The following is a 21,421-nucleotide window of genomic DNA, read 5'->3' as shown; positions in this document are numbered from 1 at the left end:
CAGCGCGCGTGACCGCGCTATCCCCCCGCATCGCCGCTTTTGCCGACCGCTGGCCCAAGCTGATTGCCCTGACGCTGGGCGCCATTTCGGCGACGGGGTTTGCGCCGCTCCATCTCTGGCCCCTGACACTGCTCGCGCTCGCGGGCTGGATGGCGCTCGTGGCGCGCAGCCCCAAGGGCTGGCGAACGTTCGGGATCGGCTGGGCGTTCGGGGTCGGGCATTTCGTCGTTGGGCTGAACTGGATCGCGACGGCGTTCACCTATCAGGCGGCGATGCCCGCGTGGCTGGGGTGGATCGCGGTGGTGCTGCTGGCGCTGTATCTGGCGGTGTATCCGGCACTGGCGGCGTGGGGGGCATGGATGGTGCGCAGTTGGGGCGAACCGGTGACGCGCTTGACCGCACCGTCCTATATTCTTGCCTTTGCGGCGCTGTGGACGCTGACCGAGTGGCTGCGTAGCTGGGTATTCACCGGCTTCGCGTGGAATCCGCTGGGTGCCGTTGCAATCGGCTTCGCCCAACCGGCGCAATGGATCGGGACTTACGGCTTGTCCGGACTCGTTTTCATTGTCGCGGCGATTTACGTGCTCCCCTATTTTCAGCGCCGCACGACCGACGAGGCGCCACGCGATCTATCGGAACGCCGCCAGCTCATGACTCAACTCGGCTTTGGCGTTGTGATCGCCGCCTTCATGGCCCTCGTCTATTTCGCGCCGTTCCCATCCGCCCAACGTCCGATGGAGGAGGGAACCATCCCCATCACCGTCGTCCAGCCCAATGTCGGCCAGGCCGACAAATGGGTGGGCGCAAAGGCCGACGCCAATTTCGCCAAGCTCGCGCGGCTGACCGCGCCGAAGGACGACACCCCGCGCCTGATCCTGTGGCCCGAGGCGGCGGTGCCCGACTATCTCGAATGGGGCTATCCAGTGGTCTATTACGACCGCTCGCCCGCCACGGCGCGCGCGCGGTTGGCCGCGCTCATGAACCCCGGCGACCTGATGCTGCTCGGCGCGCTCAAGCTTGAACTCGATCGCAGCGGCGATGTTATCGGGGCGCGCAATGCGGTCATGACCGTCCATTCCGACGGCACCCTTGGCCCGCGTTACGACAAGGCGCATCTGGTCCCCTATGGTGAATATCTGCCGCTGCGCCCGGTGCTGTCGGCGATCGGCTTGTCGCGGCTCGCCCCCGGCGACATCGATTTCTGGCCCGGCCCCGGCGCCCGCACCCTCGACCTCGGCGCTTTCGGCCGGGCGGGCCTGCAAATCTGTTACGAAATCATCTTTTCGGGCCAGGTCGTCGATCGCGACCACCGCCCCGATTTCATCTTCAACCCGTCGAACGACGCGTGGTTCGGCGCATGGGGTCCGCCGCAGCATCTGGCGCAGGCGCGGCTGCGCGCGATCGAGGAAGGCTTGCCCGTCGTGCGCGCCACTCCGACGGGGATCAGCGCGGTGATCGGCGCTGACGGCCGGCTGATCGAATCGCTCCCGATGCACGCCGCGGGACGGATCGACACGCTACTGCCGCCCGCCCACGCCCCCACGCTGTTCGCGCGCTTCGGCAACCTTCTGCCCGTCGGATTTGCGTTGCTGCTGTTCGCGCTGGGCATTGCCTTTCGGCGGCGCGGGCGTTAACAGCGCACCGACATAAAGCTTCCTTTATATCCGTTCACAGAAGGCTCTCCATGCGCAACAGCTTCCTTTTCACCTCCGAAAGCGTGTCCGAAGGACATCCCGACAAGGTGGCCGACCAGATTAGCGACTCGATCGTCGACCTGTTTCTGTCGAAGGACCCCGAAGCCCGCGTCGCATGCGAAACGCTGACCACCACCCAGCTGGTCGTCCTTGCCGGCGAAATCCGTTGCAAGGGCGTGTTCGAGAATGACGAATGGGCGCCGGGCGCGCTCGAAGAGATCGAAGCCACGGTGCGCAAGACGGTGAAGGACATCGGCTATGCGCAGGATGGCTTCCACTGGGAAAGCTTCCGCTTTGAAAACAATCTTCATGCCCAGTCGGCGCATATCGCACAGGGCGTCGACGAAAGCGGCGACAAGGATGAAGGCGCCGGCGACCAGGGGATCATGTTCGGTTATGCGTCGGATGAAACCCCCGACCTGATGCCTGCGACGCTCGATTACAGCCACAAGATCCTCGAACGCATGGCCGCCGACCGCAAGGCAGGCATCGCGCCCTTCCTCGAACCCGACACGAAGAGCCAGGTGACGCTGCGCTACGCCAACGAGCGCCCGGTCGAGGCGACCGCGATCGTCGTATCGACCCAACATGCACCGGGCTATTATTTCCACAATGGCGAAGGCGACGAAGCAAAATATACCGAGCTGCGCAAATATGTGCTCGGCGTGATCGCCGACGTACTGCCCGCCGAGTTGCTGACCGCGAACACCGTCTATCACATCAACCCGACCGGCCGTTTCGAGATCGGCGGGCCGGACGGCGACGCGGGCCTGACCGGCCGCAAGATCATCGTCGACACCTATGGCGGCGCCAGCCCGCACGGCGGCGGCGCGTTCAGCGGCAAGGACCCGACCAAGGTCGATCGTTCGGCGGCCTATATCACCCGTTACCTCGCCAAGAACATCGTCGCCGCGGGCCTCGCCCGTCGCTGCACGATCCAGCTCAGCTATGCGATCGGCGTCGCCGAACCGTTGTCGATCTATGTCGACCTGCACGGCACCGGCACGGTCGATGAGGGCAAGATCGAGGCGGTCATCCCGCAGTTGGTGCGCCTGACGCCGAAGGGCATCCGCACCCACCTCGGTCTCAACAAGCCGATCTATCAGCAGACCGCCGCTTATGGTCACTTCGGCCGCACCGCGACGGGTGACGCCTTTCCGTGGGAGCGCACCGACCTGGTTGACAAGCTGAAAGCGGCGCTCACCGCCTGAGGCGCAGATTCCAGCCCTTTCTTTCGGACGGATCGCTTGCGCCGCGGCGCGACTTGTGACAGCTATCCCTCTGGGTAAAGGGGGGATTAAGATGTCGAAGCACCGGATCGCGACGATTTTCGCGGGCGCGCTGGTCGCGCTGGCGCCCGAGATGGCGGCCGCACAGACGCCGACCGATATTGCCTTTAAAACCGGCGAATCGTGGACCCATTCGTCCAGCGGCATCGTCGTGCCGCCAACGCTTGGCGGCAGCCCGCGCTTTAACGGCAAGATCATTATCGGCCCCGACCTCGACGTCAGCGTCGGGTTCGGTGGCCCGGGCCGTGATGCCATTACCTTCTTTATTTTCCGCGACACGACAGGCTCGGTACCGATCTGGATGGCGCAGTCGCAGACAGCGATCCTGCTGGACAAGAAGCAGGCGTGGGCGACGCCTGTTCCACCAATGAGCTTTACGCCGCCGGGACAAGCGGCCAACAGCGGGCTCAAAATGGTCTATGTGCCGCAGGGCCACAAAACGATAACCGCCACCGGCATCGCCATCTTTGCCGTCAACGGCTGGTATGTGAAAATGCGGATGACCAGCTTCGGCAAGTCGCCCGCCGCCGTCTCGGCGATCATGGAAAGCGCGCTGCACGAGATCCGTTTTCCTGCCCCGACCCGCGCCCTGGGCCCGGTGCGGCCAATTGCCGATTGCCCGTCCAAACTCACCTTCGGCACGGCTGCCGATTCAAAGGCCAGCCCGTCGGTTCTGACGACCGGCATAACAAGCGCAGCACCGACGCTCCGCGCGGCGCTATGGTGCCGCGACACGACATTGGAAAGTAATCGCGCGGTATATCGCCCTAGTGGAATGAGCGATCGCTATCTGCTCGCAGTCGGCGACAATGGCAACGGCGTGTCGGTCCTGCCGCAAGCCGGATATTATTCGTCGAATTTTTACACGGCGAAGAATATTTTTACATTGGTGGCGCAGGATAAAATGCCGTCGCCACAGCGAATCTTGGCCCTGATAAATGGCTCGCGCACCGTGGCCGTCACGCCAAATCCTTAACAGTGCGGGGGCGCAGGCCGGTCCCGCCATTTGCAGCGCTTGCCCCGACGACCTTGGCTCGGCTAGGGCGCGCGCCATGACTGCACATAAGCCCGGCGACCCGACCACGATCAACCGCCTCTATGGCCGTTCAAAGGGCAAACCCCTGCGCGCAGGCCAGCAAGAGCTGGTCGACACGCTGTTGCCGCAAATCGCGGTGCCGACCGACGGCGACGTGACCGCGACACGCCTGTTCGGTTACGACCGGCCGCTGCATTTCGAGATCGGCTTCGGCGGCGGCGAGCATATGGCGGGACGCGCCGACATGCTGCCCGACCATGGCTTCATCGGCGCCGAACCCTTCATCAACGGCGTCGCACAGGCGCTGGTCCATGTCGCGGGAGACCATGGTGCGCGGCTGCCGCTCGGCAACGTCCGCATCCATCATGGCGACGCGCTCGAAGTGCTGCGGCGCATTCCCGACGGGGCGCTGAGCTTCGCCTATCTGCTCCATCCCGATCCCTGGCCCAAGGCGCGCCATGCCAAGCGGCGGATGATGAACGACGGCCCGCTGGACCTTATCGCGGCAAAGCTGAAGCCCGGCGGCGAGTTCCGGTTCGGCACCGATCATCCCATCTATCTCGCGCACGCATTAATGGTGATGCGGCGCCATCGTCATCAGTTCCAATGGCTGGCAAAGGACGCGCAGGACTTCCTCGTCCGCCCCGGCGGCTGGCCCGAAACGCGGTACGAAGCCAAGGCGCGCGCGCAGGGGCACGAGGTCTGGTATTTTCGCTGGAGGCGTATATAGGAGTGCTATAGGGTTGAAAAGGCTAGTTTTTTATAGCCACTCCCTATGCTATCTTTTCCCCAATTACGCGGCAATTTCCGCCACGGTGATTGCCGGGTGATTGCTGGAAACGCCGTATTGGGAGACCAATTTATGGCAAGCGGAAAGATCACAAAACGGTCGGTCGATGCTCTCATTTCGAGCGGGCAACATGACATTCTTTGGGATGATAGCATAAAGGGTTTTGGCGCAAAGCGAACCAAAGCTGGCGCCGTGTCTTACGTGTTGCAATTCCGAATGGGCGGTCGCGAATCTAAGACGCGTCGCTACACGATAGGCAGCCATGGCTCGCCATGGACGCCAGCCACCGCCAGAGCCGAAGCGGAGCGACTGGCTATTCTGATCGCCCAGGGAATCGATCCAGGCGAAGCAGAGCGGCAACGACGGCGAGAGTCGGTCGATCTAGCCTTCGATAATTACTCTGATCGCTTCGCTGAGGCCTGCGTTGGAGAAGGCTGGAGGCGCCTCGTCAAGCGCAGCCTCGAGCTGCATGTAAAGCCGGTCTTGGGATCAAAGCCCCTTCCCAATCTTACGCGAATCGACATCGTTGCCGTCTTCGACCGCATGCCGCGCGCGCAGATCGCAAATATCCGTAACGTCTTCGCTGTTTTGCGCCGCCTTTTGCGCTGGGCCGTCAGCCGGGGAGATATCGATCGGAGTCCGATGGAAGGCATGGAAACCCCGCCCCCGGTCAAACCTCGCGATCGCTGGCTTTCAGACGAGGAGCTTGGCCGCATCTGGATGGCGGCGCCAAACACGCATTCCTGTTTCGGACCCATCATCCGCCTTCTGATCGTCACCGGTCAGCGACGAGAGGAGGTTTCGTCGCTGCGTTGGGAGGAACTCAACCGTAAAGATCTCCTATGGACCCTGCCCGGCGAACGGGCAAAGAATGGCGAGCCCAACCGAATTCCGCTCAACGAACTTGCAGTTGCGATCCTCGACGAGGTTGCCGGGTCGGCTATCTGGCCGCGTAGCGGCAGGATGTTCACGACCTCCAGGGGCGGAAGGTTCACCGGATATAGCAAAGGCAAGATCAAGCTCGACCTGCTTATGTCGCAAGACGGCCGCGAACCGTTACCGGACTGGCGACTGCATGACTTGAGACGAACTCTTGCAACCGGGTTTCAACGGCTAGGCGTTCGATTTGAAGTGACCGAAGCTGTGCTCAATCACGTCGGAGGTTCCCGCGCGGGCGTCGCCGGTATCTACCAGCGCCACGACTGGAAGGACGAGAAGCGCGAAGCAATGAAGAGTTGGAACGATCATCTGGCGGCGATCATTCGTTTGGCGAATATGGCGCGTGATCGCGCATGGTAAGCGCTTATAAAAAGACTTGCTGTCCACGATCGATTGCGCCGAACAAAATATGCAGAGTGAATCTGTCGATTTCCGTTGCGAACAGCTCTTGCAGCCGGATCCGTTCGCCAACGACTGACTCTTGCGTTCTTGCTGAATCAAGGGGGATATTCGCGGCGTGCGTAGCAGCGCCAAAGTTGGAGACAATTCGAGTGAACAAGAAGGATGAAATTTACGATCTTCTCGTTAGCCGAATGGTTGGCGCGCAATATAATTTTGGCCAGCGGCTGTCGGTCAAGGATCTTGTGAGCGATACCGGAGCGAGCCGCCAGCCGATCATGGCCGCGCTCAACCGTTTGAGTTCGGAAGGATTTGTTCGCATAATTCCGCAGGTCGGTTGCGAGGTGATAAATCCAAGCTATGACCAGATCGCAGATTTCTATATCATGTTTGAAAGGCTCGAGGGACTGCTGACGGAACTGGCGGCAGCGCGTCGGACCGATTCGCAAACGCGCGATTTGCGCGCGCTGCAAGCACGTATTCTCACGATCGACTTTGACGAGCCGCGCAGCGCGGTAATTTATTGCGAACTCAACCGTGCCTTCCATCAGCTCATCCACGATATGGCTCAGTCGCCCTTTCTCGACGCGCGGCAGAACAGCAATTTTGACATGTCTGATTTCTTCATCAACCAAGCCGGTGGTTTCAATCATTTCATGGCCGATACCGCACGTGAACATGATGAAATCATTGAGGCGATCGCTTCCAAATCTCCTGCCCGCGCGCGCGGGCTGGCAGAATCACACATCGGTGTCCGCCGTCAGGGCCAATGGCACAGATTTGAGGTTGTGGTTTAAGGAGGATTTGGGCTTCGTCGTAGTGACGAAGGAACGAAGATGAAGCCCAAATCCTCCTTAAAAAAATCGCCGCCCAAGGCTCCCGCGGAGCGGGTGGTGAAGGACATCCGGCGTGCGACACGTCGGCACTTCTCGGCCGAAGACAAGATCCGGATCGTGCTGGAAGGCTTGCGCGGCGAGGACAGCATTGCCGAGCTGTGCCGCAAGGAAGGGATCGCCCAGAGCCTGTATTACACCTGGTCGAAGGAGTTCATGGAGGCCGGCAACTTCCATCCCGCATTGCATAATGAAGTGATCGCCATAGGGCGTGTAGCCGGCGCCATGCTCGCGCGCGTTCCCCATGACGCCGCCCCAGGCGGGCGCTGCCGGATCGATCCACAATTTGCTGCCGATCCGCTGCAGGTGGCGATAAAGCTGCATGTAGGAAACGCCCGGCTCGACCAGCGCATATCCATATTTTTCGTTGACTTCGATGATCCGGTTCATCCGTTTCAGATCGAGGACAAGATATCCGGATTTGCGGGGTGCCGGCCCGCCATATGCGAAGTTCCGTCCAGTCCCGATGGTCCAGATCGGCAATCGGAAGCTGTTGGCGATGGCAAGGATCCGCTGCACCTGTTCGACGCTTTCCGGAGCGACGGCGGTAGAAGGAAGCAGAGTGCCATCGGCAAGCGGCGAATACGCGTCGCGGTAAGTCGACAGCGGAAGCTCGTCGACGAAAACCCAGGTTTTGCCGACGACGCCTGCGAGTTCATCGAGGGCCCGTGAAAAGTCGGCCGCCGCAATTCCCTCGGGCAGCGGCGGCCTCACCGCGTTTCTCCGGCAAGCCGAAAGGCCCAGGTCACAAGTAGGCCGGGGCTATTCGAGGCGAGTGCACATTCCCCCGAAATGCACGCGGCCCGGCGCGGTGATGATTTGTGGCCGTCCAGCTCATCGCGAACTTTCTGCGCAACGACGGCGGGCCAAGTATATTGCGGGAGCGCGCCCAAGCCGGGGGCGGCGCCGATGCGGTGTGTCCAGCGGCCCGCCTCATAGGAATGTTCCCATCGAAGCAAAGGCTCCGCTCCACTCTCGATGAGCAACTGGGCCGCAATCATTGCAGCGGGGTCGGAGGTCAGGCCTGCAATCACCTGCGCGCCGCGGGGCCAGTCGCCAAGCAACTCATCCAGCCCGCTTCCGACATCCAGCGCGAGAGACTTTTTCGAAGACGATATGAGGGACGCGGCAAAACGCTCGCTTTCCTCAACCCTTGGCTGGCTGACGACGAGAACGGCCTCTTCGTCCGCCGCACTTCCTGACCGGAAGCGGGAGGCTCCAACCAGACCCGCGCAAAAAACCCCGGCGCCCAATAGCTCCCGGCGCATCAGCACTGCCGCCATCAAATTGTCCTTTCCGATTTATCCGCCTGCGCCAGAGGCATCACTTCTGCGCCCTTCAGTCCGGTCCATCGGCGATCGGCGGCCCGATGGATGCCGAACTGGTCGAGGACCCGATTTCGTCGATCGACGATGGCCGAGCGTAGAACGCCGGGACGGGTGGGAAAATTATCGCCCCCATTTCGGTACAGGCTGCCATGTTTCGAAGATGGGCAAGGTTCAGGGGCGTCTCTCGCACCATGAGCGTTAATGGACGACGCTCCTTGAGCATGACGTCGGCAGCTCGGGTGATCAGATTGTCGGAGAGCCCATTGGCGATCGCCGCAAGGGTGCGCATGGAGCAGGGCGCGACAATCATGCCGTCACAGAGAAACGATCCGCTCGCGATACTGGCGCCGACATTCCGTATGTTATGAACCACGTCCCTGCCGCCATATTCGCAATTCGTTAGTCGTCAGTGCTGGCGATTTGGTGCAGAGGGGGCAGAACGGCGGCGGTGCGCCGCCGCAAACGCGAGCGGCGCCAATTGGGGAAATCGGCTTGCTGACGATGAATGGCGTCGGCTATTTCAAATCTTTCAATGCTTCTATCGAGGAGGCATGTCTTCCGATCCGCTTTCGAGATTGCCTGACATTTTCGTCAGCAATGCGCGGACCGCGCGTATTTCACTCGGTGAAATCATATGGAGCAGCCGCGCGTAGATCATGTCGGCTTCGGCGCGCAGCTGGGGCAGGATTTCGATCGCTCGGGGTAAGAGATGAAGCTCCCAGACGCGCCGGTCGCCCTTGGCAGCGCGCCGTTCCGCGAGCGTCATTCTTTCCAGCTGGTCGACAACATGGCCAACGCTGGCACGCTCCAGTTCGAGCATTTGGCGAGATCGGTCTGGGTAATGCCCGGGGTCCGATAAATATAGACGAGCGCGCGCCACTGGGTTCGGGTCAATCCGAAGCGCGCCATTGAGGCGTCGAACAAGCGGCGAAGTTTGCGTGGCACTTCTTCGATGACAAAGACAAACTCGTCTGAGTCCGTCAGAAGACTTTTCCCGAGAGAAGCATCGCTGGTGCTGCGAAAGTCGACCATCGGCTGAAACTGTAAAGCCACTATCGGCATATGAACATGCTTTACTGTAAGATATGATACAGTATGATGCCTGAATGTATGATCGGACGATCACGCTTGCGGGAAAAGCGGGCCATGCAATCGCGGCGTCGATCGATGGACCGGAACTGGGCTTTCCGGTGATTTTGGCGCACGGCGGCGGCCAGACCCGCCGGGCGTGGAAGTCGGTGACCCGTCAACTCGCGAGCCACGGTTTTCGGACGATCGCCGTCGATATGCGCGGGCACGGCGAGAGCGCTTGGGCCAGTGATGGGGCTTATGACATTTCCGATTTCGCGGCCGATCTCGTTGAGATCGCTGCGGCGATGCGAAGAAAGCCGGCGATGATCGGCGCATCGCTTGGGGGGCTGGCTGGGATCATTGCGGAGGGAAACCGCGCACCGGGGAGTTTTGGATCGCTTACCTTGGTCGACGTCACGCCGCAGATGGAACCGAGCGGCGTTGCCCGCGTGGTCGGTTTCATGGCGGCCCATGCGCGCGAAGGGTTTGCGTCGGTGGAGGAGGCCGCTGAGGTCATTTCCGACTATCTGCCCCATCGGCCTAGCCGGAAGGCCTCGCCTGGGCTCGCCCACTATCTGCGCCGCAAGGACGATGGGCGCTTCTATTGGCATTGGGACCCGACCTTCATCGAAGGAGTTACGCGGCAAGGCGGTGTCTCAAGCGACAATGGCCGCAGCGAACTGAGCGCCGCCGCTGCCAGTTTAGCCTTGCCTGTGCATCTGATCCGCGGTGGGTCGAGCGACCTAGTTTCGCTGGAAGCCGTCAAGCATTTCCGAAGATTGGTCCCGCATATGGCATATAGCGACATCGCGAATGCGACCCATATGGTGGTGGGCGACGAGAATGACGCGTTTGGCAAGTCAATTGTGGAGTTTTTGCTCAGCACCCATGAAATGGAGATGAAGTCATGAACGCCCCACGGGTCGCCCCTGGGCTTGAGGAACTGGGGGAGCTGCTGTTGCTTGCGCCTTTCCACCGCTGGCTCGGGCTCAGGATCGCCGAGGTCGGCACCGACGAGTTGGTGATCTCAATGCCCTGGCGAGACGAAATAATCTCAAATCCGACGGTCGGCGCAGCGCATGGTGGCATTTTATCGGCGCTGATCGATCTTACCGGCCTTTACACGGTCATTGCCATGGGAGGGTCTGCGCGGGCTACGGCAAACTTGCACGTCGATTTTCACCGACCGGCCTTGCCAGGGCTGATGCGGGCGATCGGCAGGCCGGTCAAACTGGGTCGGCAGATAAGCATAGCCGGGACGCGGATTGTGTCTGCAGACGGAACCTTGATAGCGAGTGGTAGAGGTGCTTACGTCGCCTGACCATCGCGCAAGAGTCGTGGCACTTCTCGCAGCCATCGTGCTGGTGCGGTCCTGCCTCGGCGACCTTTTGATCATCGCTGATCGGCTGCGGCGAGTTATCGAGCGGAACTAAGTCTTAGGGCATAGTTGCGGCACCGCGTTTGGCGCTGTCATGCGTCGCGCCGAACGCTCGAGCAAGATGCGCAGGGCGAGATGGTCCGCCTTCGGTTCTACTTGCTCTACTCGCGTTCGTATTGAACCGCTCCATGATCGAGAAAGCGGTCCTTCATGCCCTTCGAAAGCCGGCTGTCAGCACAACCACGCGGTGTCCAGCCCCCTCCGTTGAGCCAGACCGCTACCTCACGGCGCGGCCTGGCCCAGGCACCATAGGCGAAGTTTTGCCGATCAGGTCAGGGCGCCGGAGTGCGGTTCGCAATCGCATCCTCGATCAGATCCTGCATGACCTGCTCGAGCTCGACGCCCTTGCGGTCGCCTCCGCTCGATATTTCGGTCGCGATCAGGGCATAATAGCCGGTCTCGCGATCGATCCAGCCGGTCCAGCCATAGGCGCCGGGCGAAGAGTTGATCTTCGACGTCGCGCACGCCGAGGGCGTGTCGCATTCGACGAAGGAGCCGAGCGCATATTCCCAGTTCACTGTGCTCGCCGGAACGAAAACACGCGGCAGTCCGATCGTGCGCGGCTGCGTGAAGGCCGTCATGTTGGTGATGAAGCTGCCGCCGAGGAACGCGCGCAGCAGTTTCGCATAGTCGCGCGGCGTGGAGAAGGCGCCGCCGGCCACCCACGGATTGGTTGGGACGGTCGCGGGGGGGTGGGGATCGTACCACGTGGTGCTTGACATCCCGAGCGGGATGGTGACGTGCTGCGCAAACAGTTCGTGGAAGTTCCGCTCGCGTGCTGGCGACGTTCCTGGTTCTATGCTTGTATCCTTGGCCTCCAAATACGCCCCTGCGACCTGAATGCCGTGAGGACCGTAGCTATATTGAGCACCAGGCGCATTGCCCGGGCGCAGGATGTCGTAGCGCAGGTCGTGGATGCTCTTGGCGCAGTTATAGAGACCAAAAGTCGGGAGAAGCTGGCAGCCGCCGACGAGCGGGCTCGCATTAAAGCCCGATGTCATCGACAGCGTATGCTTGAGTTTGACATCCTTCTTCGTTCCGCTCGTCGTCCAGAAGGCGAGTGGTGGCCGCATCGGATCGTCGAGCGTGGCAATGCCCGCCTGCACCATGCGCATGCCGAGCGCGCCAGCAAACCATTTGGAAGCCGAGGCGAGCGGTGTCACCCGGTCGATGCCAAAACTGCCCTTGTCGAATTCGAAAAGATAAGTGGGATCGGACGCGTTCCCGACAATGAAATAGCCACTAGCGACTTCGGTGTCAGCGACGATCGCGGCCTTCAGCGCTGTCCAGTCATAGGTGTAACCGCCGACGGTCGTTGTGAGGCTTGCGGTCGCGAGCGCCGACGCAGCGGATGCCGTCGCCTTGGCGGCGGACGGCGCGGGTGGCAGTTGGACCATCGGACGCGTTTCGCCGCCGTCGCTGCTCCCGAAGCCACTTTGCGCCGCAAAAACCGCTACGCCGACCAATGCGGCGCCGGCGGCAAGCCATATCGATTTCCGTCGTCCAGACATTTTATCTCTCCCAGCTTCGTTGCACGTTTCGAAACGGTGGGCCTGTTTGGCCGAGCGGGCTAAGGCCTGGGTTGGCCTGCCGCGAAATGGATTTTCAGCAGGTGGTCGAGTTGCGCCTTGCGAAAACCGGCGACGACGGCTGACCGGGGCGCGAGATGTGCGAGACGGTCGTCAGTCGGCTGGTACCGGGGCCAGTCAGGCACCAGCGCGCAGTCGGGTACGCCATTCTTCGCGAAAGCGACCCAGCAGGCGGACACGCCTTCGCCGAAGCGGCGATCCTCGTCGTCGACGGGGCCGGCGAGCGAAGCGAAATAGCCCAGCGTCCCGAAAATATAGGGAATTTCGGAGCCATGCCCGGCGCCCTTCGCCCGATCGCGGCGCGCTGCTGCAACATAGTCGAAATGATAGAGGTAGGACGGCGCGCCGGCGGACGTCCGCGCCGCGAGCCATCGCGACGGTGCGACGAACCAGGCGTCGCCCAGTATTTGGCGGGCCAGTTCGTCATCGGCGAGCCCGGTGCCATAGGCGGCGCGGCCCGCCGCCTGGTCGGGCCCGAGATAGGTGAGCGCGGCCGCCGGCGGCACGCCCATGGCGAGGATTACGCTGGCTTCGTTGCTGTTAGCGCCGACGAGGAGCGGCACGTCGATCGGCTCACTGCGCGCAAAAACGCGCCATGGCGCTTCGCGCACCAGCTCGCCGTCGAGAATGGGGCCGACCATCGCGCCCGGCGTCCGGACATCGCCGGCCGCGACGAGCGCGTCGGCCGAAAGCGCCCGGAGCGCGTCGATCGTCGCCGAAGGCGGCGCGCCGGCGCGAGCCGCCAATGCCGTGCCTAGCGCTTCCTGCTCGATAAGCGGGCGCGGGTCGAGTAGGCCGACGCCCGACTGTACGATGGCGCGCGCGAACAGGCCCTTGGCTTCGGAGTGGGCGAGGATCGTCGTCACGCCGATTGCCCCCGCGGACTCGCCGAACAAAGTGACCTTCCCCGGATCGCCACCAAAGGCTGCGATATTTTTCTGGACCCAGCGAAGGGCGGCCATCTGGTCCATGAGGCCATAATTGGCGAGCGCCTCGCGACGCGGCTTGGCTGCGCTCAGAGCCGGGTGGGCAAAATAGCCGAGTGCGCCGAGCCGGTAGTTGATCGTGACAAGAATGACCCCTTGCCTTGCGAAGGCTGTACCGTCGAAAGCCGGGAACGTACCCGACCCGATGACATGCGCACCGCCATGGATCCAGACCATGACGGGAAGTTTCCGCGCGCCGGCCGGGCGCCAGATATTGAGCTGTAGGCAGTCTTCGGATTGATCATCCGCTACTCCACCGGCGACGAGCGCAGGCCGCACCATCTGCGGGCAAGCGGGTCCGAACTTCGCGGCATTGCGAATACCCGCCCAGCGCGGCGGAGCCTGCGGCGCGCGCCAGCGGAGCGCGCCTACGGGAGGCGCAGCGAAGGGAATATCGAAAAAACGCTCGACTCCTGCCTCTGCAGCGCCCGTTAGTCGCCCCTGCGCCAGCGTCGCTTGCGGAGGGGCAACCGCCGCCGCGGCGGATGCTGAAGCGAGCAGCGTCGCGGCTCCAGCACATGCTGCCATGACCCATTGCCGCATTTCGCCGTCCCTTTCGTCTCGGCTGGCGGCCGCAGGCCGCGGGCAAGCATATCCCCTAGAAAGAAATGCGGCCCTCGACGCCTATCACCCGGGGTTGGCTGTAACGGTTGATCGTCGGCGCCTGGGCAACATAGTAGAGCTTGTCGAAGAGGTTGTTCGCGAAGGCGCTCACATTGACCTTTCCGAAGTCGACGCCGATGCGAAGATTGACGAGGACATAATTGTCGAGGTCGACCGACGTTGCGGTCAGCTCCTGCTTGCCACCCCATTGTCCGCTGACAAGCACATTGCTCGTCAAGGCAACGTCGCCGGTGACCGGATAGCGAAGATTGAGGTTCGCCGAGGCGAGCCAGTCGGGAACCTGCGCGAGATCGAGACCGTCGTATCGGCCCGTCTTGACCTTGCCGCCCTGCCGCGAGCCGCTGAGCGCGAGGCGGCCGTCGCCTTCTCCAAGGTCGAATCCGTGGCTATATTCTGCCTCGATACCCCAGCTCTTCGCATTACCGGCATTAGTGAGATAGGCGACCGCGGCGACCGGGCAGGCCGCGTTTGTCAGCGCGCATCCATCGTCGACCTGCGCGATCAGATCCTTGAGCTCGGTATAATATCCCGCGATTGCGAAATAGCCGCGCCGCACCGGGCTGCCCTTGATGCCGACCTCATAGGAGGTGCTGCTTTCGTTGCCGAACAGTACCTGTACCGGGCTCGGAGCGCGGGGATCGGACAGGCGCGTGTTGAAACCGCCGGCGCGGTAGCTGCTGCCGACCTTGCCATAGGCGAGAATATTTGGAGTAAGTTTGTACGAAAGCGTCGCATTGTAGGAGAGATTGTCGGCGCTGATGTTGTCGTCGATAATCCGCGATGACCCGCCTGTTGGCAGGCCTGTCGCGAGATCATAGAGCCGCGCGCTGATGCTCCGGCTGTCGCGTGTATAGCGGAGCTCGCCGGTCAAGTTGAGGCTGTCGGTGATATCGAAACCGAGCGAACCATAAGCCGCATAGCTTTCGAAATGGAGCCGGGCGGGGGCGATGTTGCCCGGAGAAGGATTGGCAAGCGTCGGCGTGCGCGTCGTCGTCACGGAGAAATCGCTGTCGAGCAGCAGCATCTCGGCGCCCACGAGCCAGGTCAGACGGTCGCTCGCGCCCGTCACATGGATGTCCTGCGAGAAATTGTCGGTGGTGTCGACGACATAGGAGGCGCCGCTCGGGTCGAGCGGGGTTAGCGCCCCGATCTGACCTGCAGCGCGCGCGCGCGCAAGTTCGGCCGGGCTCACCGCGTCATTGTCAAGGTCATATTCCGAGTGGCGCTTGCGAAAGGATGTTGTCGAGGTGAGGTCGGCGCCGCCCAAGTCCACGCGGATAATCGCCTGCAGTCCATCGACATCCTGGCTGGCACGGGGCGCCGTGTTCCAGGGATAGCGGAAGCGATCCTGGGTATATCCCCCCGGGAAGCCTGGCGTGCCGGCGGGGATGGAAATCTGATAATGAACCGCCGGGGTCATCAGCCGCTGGGTCTCGGCCATGATGATCGCGTCGACGGGTCCGCGTTTGAGACGGATCTGGCCGCGCAGACCATGACCCTTCTGTTGGTCGAAATAGACGTCGTTGTCCGGATTGTAGAAGAAGCCCTTGTCCTGCTCGACGAGATCGCCGCTGAGACGGATCGCAAGACCTTCGGCAAGCGGAACATTGATCGCGCCTTGCGTCTGGAAGCTGTTATTCTCGAAGCCGTAGCGCGCACTCGCCCAGCCTGAGAGATCGAATTCGGGCTCGGCCGAAATGATATTGATCGCGCCGCCGACCGCGTTGCGGCCATAGAGTGCGCCCTGTGTCCCCCGCAGCACCTCGACCCGGCCGATATCGAGGAGATCGAGGCGGGTGAAGTTTCGCCCGCCCACGGGACCACCGGCGATATAGGCACCGTTGCGATACAGGCCGACGCTGGGATCGCCATTGGTCGCGCGCGCGGTCGACGAGGCGCGGATCGAAATCTCGGAAGTGATCGATGAGCTGAGATTGTTGAACCTGACGCTCGGCTGGTCTGCTAGCAATTCGCCGCTGCCGCTTGCGCCGCCGCGATCGGTGAGTGAGGTGATATCGATGACAGAAGCGGCTGTAGGAACGTCGGCGAGCCGCTCCTCGCGGCGCCGCGCCGTCACGACGATCGCGCCGTCATCGTTCGCTTCCGCCGCGTCCGGAAGAGCTTCGGGCGGTCTGTCTTGCGCGAAAGCAGGCGGAGCGACGGCTACCCAAATTGCGGCCGTGCAGAAAAGAAGGTTCGCCCTGCGTCCCATGGTCACTCTCCCCATTTTGTTATCGCAATTATTATCGATAATTTTGTGCAGAAAACGCGAGCGAGTCAAGCCGGAAAGCGCAATGTCATTGCAGGTGGGTCACGGGTTTAGGAGACGACGGCGCTCAGCAGGTCGCGGACGCCCCGCGCCGTAGCGGCAAGCGGGTCAGGTGTGACGGTAGATAAATCGTCGGTCACAGCGTGGTGATGACGGTGTGCGCCAAAGATGCCAGCATGACGTGTGTAGCCGGCCTTTATCACTTCCGAGAGTTCGCCCGCTGTGCCTTCCGCCGAAGGATAGGCCATTTCCAACCCTGGCTGGCCTTTGAATATCTCGCGCGCACGCGCAACGAATTCGGGCGATGTCATGAGAAAACGATAGGGATCGGCACTCGGCAGCGGCAGCAAGCGCCCCGGCATTTCCTGATAGTCACGTGCTGCGGCATTGGCGCCGAGATGCAACCAGAAAGCCGTCTCGCTGGGGGCTGGACCAAACTTGTCGGCGATATGGCTCGCACCGAGATTCTCATATTCATGCCCGCTGTTGCACAGAAAGAGCAGGCTGTGCTGGGGAAACGCTCGGGGCATCCAGTCGGCGAGCGCGAGCCACATCGCGATGCCCGGCCCCCGCTCGCCGGCGCAATCGGTCCAGCCTGAACGCGGCGTCGAGACGACGAGCCAAGGGCGGCCGGAGCGAACGAGTCGCCCGATTATATTCTGAGCTGCCCGAGCCCCACCGCGCCCGCGCAGCGCTAATTTCGCCGCGGCACCGTGGCGCGCGGCTTCAATCACCGGGGCGGCGAGTCGCGGCGCGAGCAAGGCAAGTGGCTTTTCCGATACGGGATGACCGGCCGGGACATTGAGGAGCAAGGCCTCGCCCGTCGGCCCGGTCGTAATGAGAATGACCCCGCTCGCACCGCGCGCAAGCGCATCGGCGAGCGGCTCGCGCGCTGCACGATCTACGAGGCTCGACCAGCGGCGGAAAGGCAGGCGCACTACGGCGATCGCGCCGTCGAGGCGTTCAGGAATTTCTGCGAGGCGCAGCGGCGCAGCGAGTCCAGCCTCGCCGGTTTCGATGGCGAGCGGTTGTGCGACGAGCGGTATCGTGATGTCGCCGAGCCTGAGGTCGCAGCGCGAGGCCTCGAACCAAGGCACGTCAAACGTCTGGCGTTCGACTTCGAATCCGGCACTGGACAGCCGCTTCGCTGTCCAGTCGGCGGTCCAACGATCGCCCTCGCCGCCCGACTGCTTGTTGCCGGCCTCGGTATAGCTTTGGACGTCGGTGAAGAGGCGTTCGGAGCCGAACATGGTCAAATCCCGAGATACAGCGGCAGCGGAGTTAACCTGCAATGCGATCGGCGCCGCGAGGCCCGCCTTAAGCAACGTGCGGCGGTCGGTCGGGAGGCGGCTCATGTCACTTTTGCGCGGCGGCGGCTGGGCTTAGTCTTTGCGTGCCGGGCCTTATATTCCTCGAGTGCGCGCCCGAAACTATTCTGAGTAACGCCGATCAGATCGCGCGCCACCGCATCGGCGGCATCGCCATCGCGCGTGACGATATGGCGGCAAAGCGCGTCGTAGAGGATGGCCGATCGCTTCGCGGCGTCATTGCCATGCGTCTCGATATAGCTGTCGGTATAGACATTGTGCTGCCAGCGCGCGAGCAGCGCGACCCGGTCGAGGAGCTCCAGCGCGAGCGGCGCATTGCTCCGCTTGGCGATGAAGCGGCCGATGCGGTTCGAGACTTTGATATGCTCGAACGTATTTTCGGTGCGCTGGGTGACATCCTTATATTCGACCAGACGGTGCATCAGTTCGCGCCCGTCGCGATCCGTCATCTCGACCGCAGCCAGGCGGCAAACTACACCGAACAGGGATTTCCACAGCTCATAGACCTCGTTCGCGGCATGCTCGTCGATATCGATCACATAGGTTCCGCGCCACGGGACCACCTTCACGAGACCGATCCGCGCAAGATGACGGAATGCTTCGCGCACGGGCGCATGGCTCACCCCGAAGCGCGCGGCGATTTCGCGCTCGCGCAGCCACGATCCCGGCTGGATGCGCCATTCGACGATGTCGTCAGTCAAGAGACGCGCAATGACGCGGTCTTGAGTCGGTGCACTGTCGTCTTCGGTCTTCGTCGCGCCCATTTCTCTCCGTTCGGCTTTCCCTGCTACCGGCACCATCCTAATCGGACAGTGCACGCGAGCAATCGATGATTGCGAATGAAATTATTATCGATAATATCGAGAATGACAAGCACCAGAAAATGGGAGTCGGAACTTGAAGCGCACCATCCTCTTTTTCGCAGCAGCCGTTGCGGCACAGCCGGCCACGGCAGGCGAACCCGCTCCTCTTCCCGGCTGTGCCGCGGCGATCGCCTATTCCGAGGCAAACTCTGGCGTGGCGCTGCTGATCCTTGAGGATGGCGAGGTTCGATGCCGTTCTGCAGATATTGCGACACCGCAGGAACTCTGGTCGGGCACCAAGAGTCTTGTCGGGCTGATGGCGGCGGCGGCCGTACAGGACGGGCTTTTGACGCTCGACGAGCGGGCATCAGAGACGCTCGCTGAGTGGAAGGGCGACGCCGAAAAGGAACAGATCACGCTTCGCCAACTGCTGTCGATGACAGGTGGTCAGGCCTCAACCGTCGGGAGACCCCAAGGGTATTTGGACTCGGTCAAGGCACCGCTCGCGGCGGCACCGGGCGGGAAATTCCAGTATGGCCCTGCTCCGATGCAAGTCGTCGGCGAAATCATGCGCCGAAAGCTCGTCGCCAAAGGCGAGGACGGCAACCCTCGCCATTATATCGAGCGTCGCATTCTAATGCCGCTAGGCGTAACGGTCGGCGATTGGCGCAGCGGCCCCGATGGCGCACCGCTCATGCCGCAGGGCCTAGTGCTGGCCGCATCCGAGTGGGCGAAGATCGGCGAGTTCGTCCGCGGGGGCGGAAAGCTCGAAGGCAGGCCACTTGTCGACGAAGCGACATTCGGCGAGATGTTCCAGGGTAGCCAGGTCAATCCTGCCTACGGTCTCACTTGGTGGCTACCCCGTAGCACGCCGGCTGTCGATATTGTTACTCGGTCCACCGATATCACCAGTCATGCCGCCGAACTACCGGCGGATATGGTCGTCGCCGCCGGCGCGGGCGATCAACGCCTCTATATCATTCCGTCGCTTCGGCTTACGATCGTGAGGCAGGCGAAACTCGACATTGCCGCCTTAGCGGCGGGGAAAAAAGGTGATTGGTCCGATTGGCGGTTCCTGTCGCTGTTGCTGAAACCAGCGAGTGAATAATTTGAAACGCGGCCGAAAACATGTCGGGGCCGATCGAACCTAGGCCGTGCCGCCGCAATATGATCATTGAGAATTGCTGGCCGAATGGAAACGCGGCACGTGGAGTTTGCCGCTGGACCAAAATGATGACGGTCATTGACAGCCCGCGCGGCAATCATACCCGAGGGGCGGAATCTTGCACGCGACGCCGCAGTGGGGCGAAGAAGGATGCAGCATGTTACGGGGATTGATGCAGGACGCGCCGCTGCTGATCAGCGGAATATTGGAATATGCCGCGCGCGCGCACGGCGAGAGGGAGATCGTCTCGAAGGCTGTCGATGAGCCGGTTTGGCGGTATGACTGGCACCGCTGCGACCAGCGTGCGCGTCAGGCTGCGCAGGCTCTTGGTGTCCTCGGGATTGCAACGGGTGACCGCGTCTCGTCGCTCGCCTGGAACACGCACCGCCACCTCGAACTCTTCTATGCGGCGCCGGGCATGGGCGCTGTATTGCACACTGCCAACCCGCGTCTCAGCGACGAGCAAATCGCCTTTACTATCGCTCATGCAGGCAGCCGCATTCTCTTCTTCGAGCCCAATCTAGCCGAGCTCGTCGCACGGCTGCGCCCTCTCCTTCCAGGTATCGAGCGTTATGTCCTTCTCGCGGATCGCGGAGCGACCGCGCCAGATGTTGCTGAAGCGTTGAACTATGAAGCGTTGCTGGCACGCGAGGACGGGGCCCTCACCTGGCCGAGCTTCGATGAAAAGGCAGCCGCATTTCTTTGCTACACTTCGGGGACGACGGGCGACCCCAAGGGCGTCCTATACAGCCACCGATCAATCGTTCTCCACGGGATGGCGGCCGGTCTGAGCAGTGCCTTCGGGTTCAGCGCTTTTGATGTCATCATGCCCTGCTCGTCCATGTATCATGCGACGGCATGGGGACTTCCGTTCACGGCAGCGATTAACGGCTGCAAGCTAGTGCTTCCTTGCGACAGGATGGACGGTGCCAGTCTCGCCGATCTGATCAACGAAGAGGGCGTCACCTTTTCGGGCGGTGTGCCCACGATCTGGACCATGTACCTCGCTCATCTCGACACCACGGGGACGGGGGTCGGCAATCTCAAGCGCCTCGTTATTGGTGGCTCAGCCGTCCCCCGGGCGATGGCCGAGACATTCCGAGCCAAATATGGTGTCACTGTGCTGCAGCTCTGGGGCATGACCGAAACCAATCCGCTCGGCGTGATTTCGACGCCCTCCCCGCTCCTGATGGCCGAAGGCGAGGATTTCGCGAACGACCTCCTGCTGACGAAGCAGGGTCGCATGCAATTTGGCATCGAACTGCGCATTATCGACGGCGATGGCACGCCGCTCCCCTGGGACGGTGAGCAGGCGGGTGCGCTCCAGGTCCGCGGACCGTGGGTCGTCGATCGCTATTTCCCCGATATTGAGGGTGCCGGGAGCGATGGCTGGTTCGACACCGGGGACATCGGTACGATCGATCGCTTCGGCTTTCTCCGGCTGACCGACCGCGCGAAAGATGTGATCAAGTCCGGGGGCGAATGGATCAGCTCGATTGATATCGAGAATGCGGCGGTTGGGTACCCCGGCGTCCGGGTCGCGGCGGTCGTTGGCGTATATCATCCAAAATGGGAAGAGCGCCCCCTTCTCGTGATCGAAACGCATGAAGGTCAAGCCGTCACAGCCGACGCAATTCGCGCGCATCTGGAGACGAAGGTTGTTCGTTGGTGGCTGCCGGACGACATCCTGTTCGCGACAGTACCGCTCACTGCAACGGGAAAGATCGACAAAAAGGCCTTACGCGAAGCGTATCGTAACCAACTCGCCTAGATGAGATCA

The 21,421-nt window shown here is 62.1% G+C and carries 19 protein-coding genes and 2 pseudogenes; 11 read left to right on the top strand and 10 right to left on the bottom strand.

Going from position 1 to position 21,421, the window contains the following annotated elements; genetic code table 11:
* The first annotated feature begins 8 nt into the window (after positions 1-8).
* From lnt to A3E77_RS13450, 7 genes and pseudogenes are all read left to right on the top strand, one after another.
* Positions 9-1,634 carry an apolipoprotein N-acyltransferase gene (gene lnt, locus A3E77_RS13480; protein ID WP_293646764.1) on the top strand — a complete coding sequence of 542 codons (1,626 nt, stop codon included), beginning with the start codon at positions 9-11 and terminating at the stop codon, positions 1,632-1,634.
* Positions 1,635-1,684: 50 nt separating this feature from the next.
* The gene (gene metK / locus A3E77_RS13475; protein WP_293646762.1) at positions 1,685-2,905 is read left to right on the top strand and encodes a methionine adenosyltransferase; all 1,221 of its coding nucleotides are present in this window, start codon (positions 1,685-1,687) and stop codon (positions 2,903-2,905) included.
* A 151-nt stretch (positions 2,906-3,056) separates the two neighbouring features.
* Positions 3,057-3,959, top strand: coding sequence for a hypothetical protein (locus A3E77_RS13470; RefSeq protein WP_293646760.1), 903 nt, complete (start codon positions 3,057-3,059; stop codon positions 3,957-3,959).
* 76 nt (positions 3,960-4,035) lie between these two features.
* Positions 4,036-4,749: a tRNA (guanine(46)-N(7))-methyltransferase TrmB gene (gene trmB, locus A3E77_RS13465; RefSeq protein ID WP_293646758.1), complete on the top strand. Its 714-nt coding sequence runs from the start codon at positions 4,036-4,038 to the stop codon at positions 4,747-4,749.
* Positions 4,750-4,794: 45 nt separating this feature from the next.
* Positions 4,795-6,108, top strand: a complete 1,314-nt coding sequence (locus A3E77_RS13460) for a tyrosine-type recombinase/integrase (protein ID WP_231729164.1) — start codon at positions 4,795-4,797, stop codon at positions 6,106-6,108.
* 191 nt (positions 6,109-6,299) lie between these two features.
* A complete protein-coding gene (locus A3E77_RS13455; RefSeq protein WP_293646756.1) occupies positions 6,300-6,944 on the top strand; it encodes a GntR family transcriptional regulator in 645 nt (214 codons plus the stop codon).
* A 39-nt stretch (positions 6,945-6,983) separates the two neighbouring features.
* A pseudogene (locus tag A3E77_RS13450) lies at positions 6,984-7,208 on the top strand (transposase); the annotation flags it as partial.
* A 60-nt stretch (positions 7,209-7,268) separates the two neighbouring features.
* Here the strand turns inward: A3E77_RS13450 and A3E77_RS13445 are convergent.
* From A3E77_RS13445 to A3E77_RS13425, 5 genes and pseudogenes are all read right to left on the bottom strand, one after another.
* Positions 7,269-7,559, bottom strand: a pseudogene (locus tag A3E77_RS13445) (FAD-binding oxidoreductase); the annotation flags it as partial.
* Between the two features lie 191 nt (positions 7,560-7,750).
* Positions 7,751-8,323, bottom strand: coding sequence for a hypothetical protein (locus A3E77_RS13440; RefSeq protein ID WP_052182497.1), 573 nt, complete (start codon positions 8,321-8,323; stop codon positions 7,751-7,753).
* Positions 8,324-8,378: 55 nt separating this feature from the next.
* On the bottom strand, positions 8,379-8,678 hold the full coding sequence (locus A3E77_RS13435) for a UbiX family flavin prenyltransferase (RefSeq protein ID WP_293646754.1): 300 nt from the start codon (positions 8,676-8,678) through the stop codon (positions 8,379-8,381).
* A gap of 228 nt (positions 8,679-8,906) precedes the next feature.
* Complete coding sequence (locus A3E77_RS13430) at positions 8,907-9,134, bottom strand: helix-turn-helix domain-containing protein (protein ID WP_293646752.1); 228 nt, start codon at positions 9,132-9,134, stop codon at positions 8,907-8,909.
* Positions 9,131-9,400, bottom strand: coding sequence for a MarR family winged helix-turn-helix transcriptional regulator (locus A3E77_RS13425; protein WP_058539116.1), 270 nt, complete (start codon positions 9,398-9,400; stop codon positions 9,131-9,133). The genes A3E77_RS13430 and A3E77_RS13425 overlap by 4 nt, the downstream gene beginning before the upstream one ends.
* A gap of 158 nt (positions 9,401-9,558) precedes the next feature.
* On the opposite strand from A3E77_RS13425, the gene A3E77_RS13420 reads away from it, so the two are divergent.
* Both A3E77_RS13420 and A3E77_RS13415 read left to right on the top strand, forming a co-directional pair.
* On the top strand, positions 9,559-10,350 hold the full coding sequence (locus A3E77_RS13420) for an alpha/beta fold hydrolase (protein WP_293647197.1): 792 nt from the start codon (positions 9,559-9,561) through the stop codon (positions 10,348-10,350).
* Positions 10,347-10,760, top strand: a complete 414-nt coding sequence (locus tag A3E77_RS13415) for a hotdog fold thioesterase (RefSeq protein WP_037557619.1) — start codon at positions 10,347-10,349, stop codon at positions 10,758-10,760. The genes A3E77_RS13420 and A3E77_RS13415 overlap by 4 nt, the downstream gene beginning before the upstream one ends.
* Before the next feature lie 389 nt (positions 10,761-11,149).
* On the opposite strand, the gene A3E77_RS13410 is transcribed toward A3E77_RS13415, so the two are convergent.
* From A3E77_RS13410 to A3E77_RS13390, 5 genes are all read right to left on the bottom strand, one after another.
* On the bottom strand, positions 11,150-12,274 hold the full coding sequence (locus A3E77_RS13410; protein ID WP_293646750.1) for a serine hydrolase domain-containing protein: 1,125 nt from the start codon (positions 12,272-12,274) through the stop codon (positions 11,150-11,152).
* Positions 12,275-12,447: 173 nt separating this feature from the next.
* Complete coding sequence (locus tag A3E77_RS13405) at positions 12,448-13,980, bottom strand: carboxylesterase/lipase family protein (RefSeq protein WP_161786580.1); 1,533 nt, start codon at positions 13,978-13,980, stop codon at positions 12,448-12,450.
* Between the two features lie 70 nt (positions 13,981-14,050).
* Positions 14,051-16,153 carry a TonB-dependent receptor gene (locus A3E77_RS13400; RefSeq protein ID WP_293646748.1) on the bottom strand — a complete coding sequence of 701 codons (2,103 nt, stop codon included), beginning with the start codon at positions 16,151-16,153 and terminating at the stop codon, positions 14,051-14,053.
* A gap of 242 nt (positions 16,154-16,395) precedes the next feature.
* The gene (locus A3E77_RS13395) at positions 16,396-17,700 is read right to left on the bottom strand and encodes a hypothetical protein (protein WP_037557615.1); all 1,305 of its coding nucleotides are present in this window, start codon (positions 17,698-17,700) and stop codon (positions 16,396-16,398) included.
* Positions 17,697-18,374, bottom strand: coding sequence for a GntR family transcriptional regulator (locus A3E77_RS13390; protein WP_197411506.1), 678 nt, complete (start codon positions 18,372-18,374; stop codon positions 17,697-17,699). The genes A3E77_RS13395 and A3E77_RS13390 overlap by 4 nt, the downstream gene beginning before the upstream one ends.
* 196 nt (positions 18,375-18,570) lie before the next feature.
* Here A3E77_RS13390 and A3E77_RS13385 point away from each other — a divergent pair, with 196 nt between their 5' ends.
* On the top strand, positions 18,571-19,584 hold the full coding sequence (locus tag A3E77_RS13385; protein WP_037557614.1) for a serine hydrolase domain-containing protein: 1,014 nt from the start codon (positions 18,571-18,573) through the stop codon (positions 19,582-19,584).
* Between the two features lie 214 nt (positions 19,585-19,798).
* Positions 19,799-21,412: a long-chain fatty acid--CoA ligase gene (locus tag A3E77_RS13380; protein WP_293646746.1), complete on the top strand. Its 1,614-nt coding sequence runs from the start codon at positions 19,799-19,801 to the stop codon at positions 21,410-21,412.
* The last annotated feature ends 9 nt before the right edge of the window (positions 21,413-21,421 follow it).

The organism is Sphingopyxis sp. RIFCSPHIGHO2_12_FULL_65_19 (assembly GCF_001830555.1).
In the GTDB taxonomy this organism is placed as follows: Bacteria; Pseudomonadota; Alphaproteobacteria; order Sphingomonadales; family Sphingomonadaceae; genus Sphingopyxis.
This window is presented reverse-complemented; position numbering and strand designations above follow the sequence as displayed.

Bases quoted from the DNA above. Each gene is read 5' to 3' on its own strand.
- A3E77_RS13430 (WP_293646752.1), bottom strand. From the start codon at position 9,134: ATGACGCTCGCGGAACGGCGCGCTGCCAAGGGCGACCGGCGCGTCTGG.
- A3E77_RS13470 (WP_293646760.1), top strand. From the start codon at position 3,057: ATGGCGGCCGCACAGACGCCGACCGATATTGCCTTTAAAACCGGCGAA.
- trmB (WP_293646758.1), top strand. From the start codon at position 4,036: ATGACTGCACATAAGCCCGGCGACCCGACCACGATCAACCGCCTCTAT.
- A3E77_RS13435 (WP_293646754.1), bottom strand. From the start codon at position 8,678: ATGATTGTCGCGCCCTGCTCCATGCGCACCCTTGCGGCGATCGCCAAT.
- A3E77_RS13395 (WP_037557615.1), bottom strand. From the start codon at position 17,700: ATGAGCCGCCTCCCGACCGACCGCCGCACGTTGCTTAAGGCGGGCCTC.
- A3E77_RS13460 (WP_231729164.1), top strand. From the start codon at position 4,795: ATGCTATCTTTTCCCCAATTACGCGGCAATTTCCGCCACGGTGATTGC.
- A3E77_RS13410 (WP_293646750.1), bottom strand. From the start codon at position 12,274: ATGGTCCAACTGCCACCCGCGCCGTCCGCCGCCAAGGCGACGGCATCC.
- A3E77_RS13380 (WP_293646746.1), top strand. From the start codon at position 19,799: ATGTTACGGGGATTGATGCAGGACGCGCCGCTGCTGATCAGCGGAATA.
- A3E77_RS13425 (WP_058539116.1), bottom strand. From the start codon at position 9,400: ATGGTCGACTTTCGCAGCACCAGCGATGCTTCTCTCGGGAAAAGTCTT.
- A3E77_RS13405 (WP_161786580.1), bottom strand. From the start codon at position 13,980: ATGGCAGCATGTGCTGGAGCCGCGACGCTGCTCGCTTCAGCATCCGCC.
- metK (WP_293646762.1), top strand. From the start codon at position 1,685: ATGCGCAACAGCTTCCTTTTCACCTCCGAAAGCGTGTCCGAAGGACAT.
- A3E77_RS13440 (WP_052182497.1), bottom strand. From the start codon at position 8,323: ATGGCGGCAGTGCTGATGCGCCGGGAGCTATTGGGCGCCGGGGTTTTT.
- A3E77_RS13415 (WP_037557619.1), top strand. From the start codon at position 10,347: ATGAACGCCCCACGGGTCGCCCCTGGGCTTGAGGAACTGGGGGAGCTG.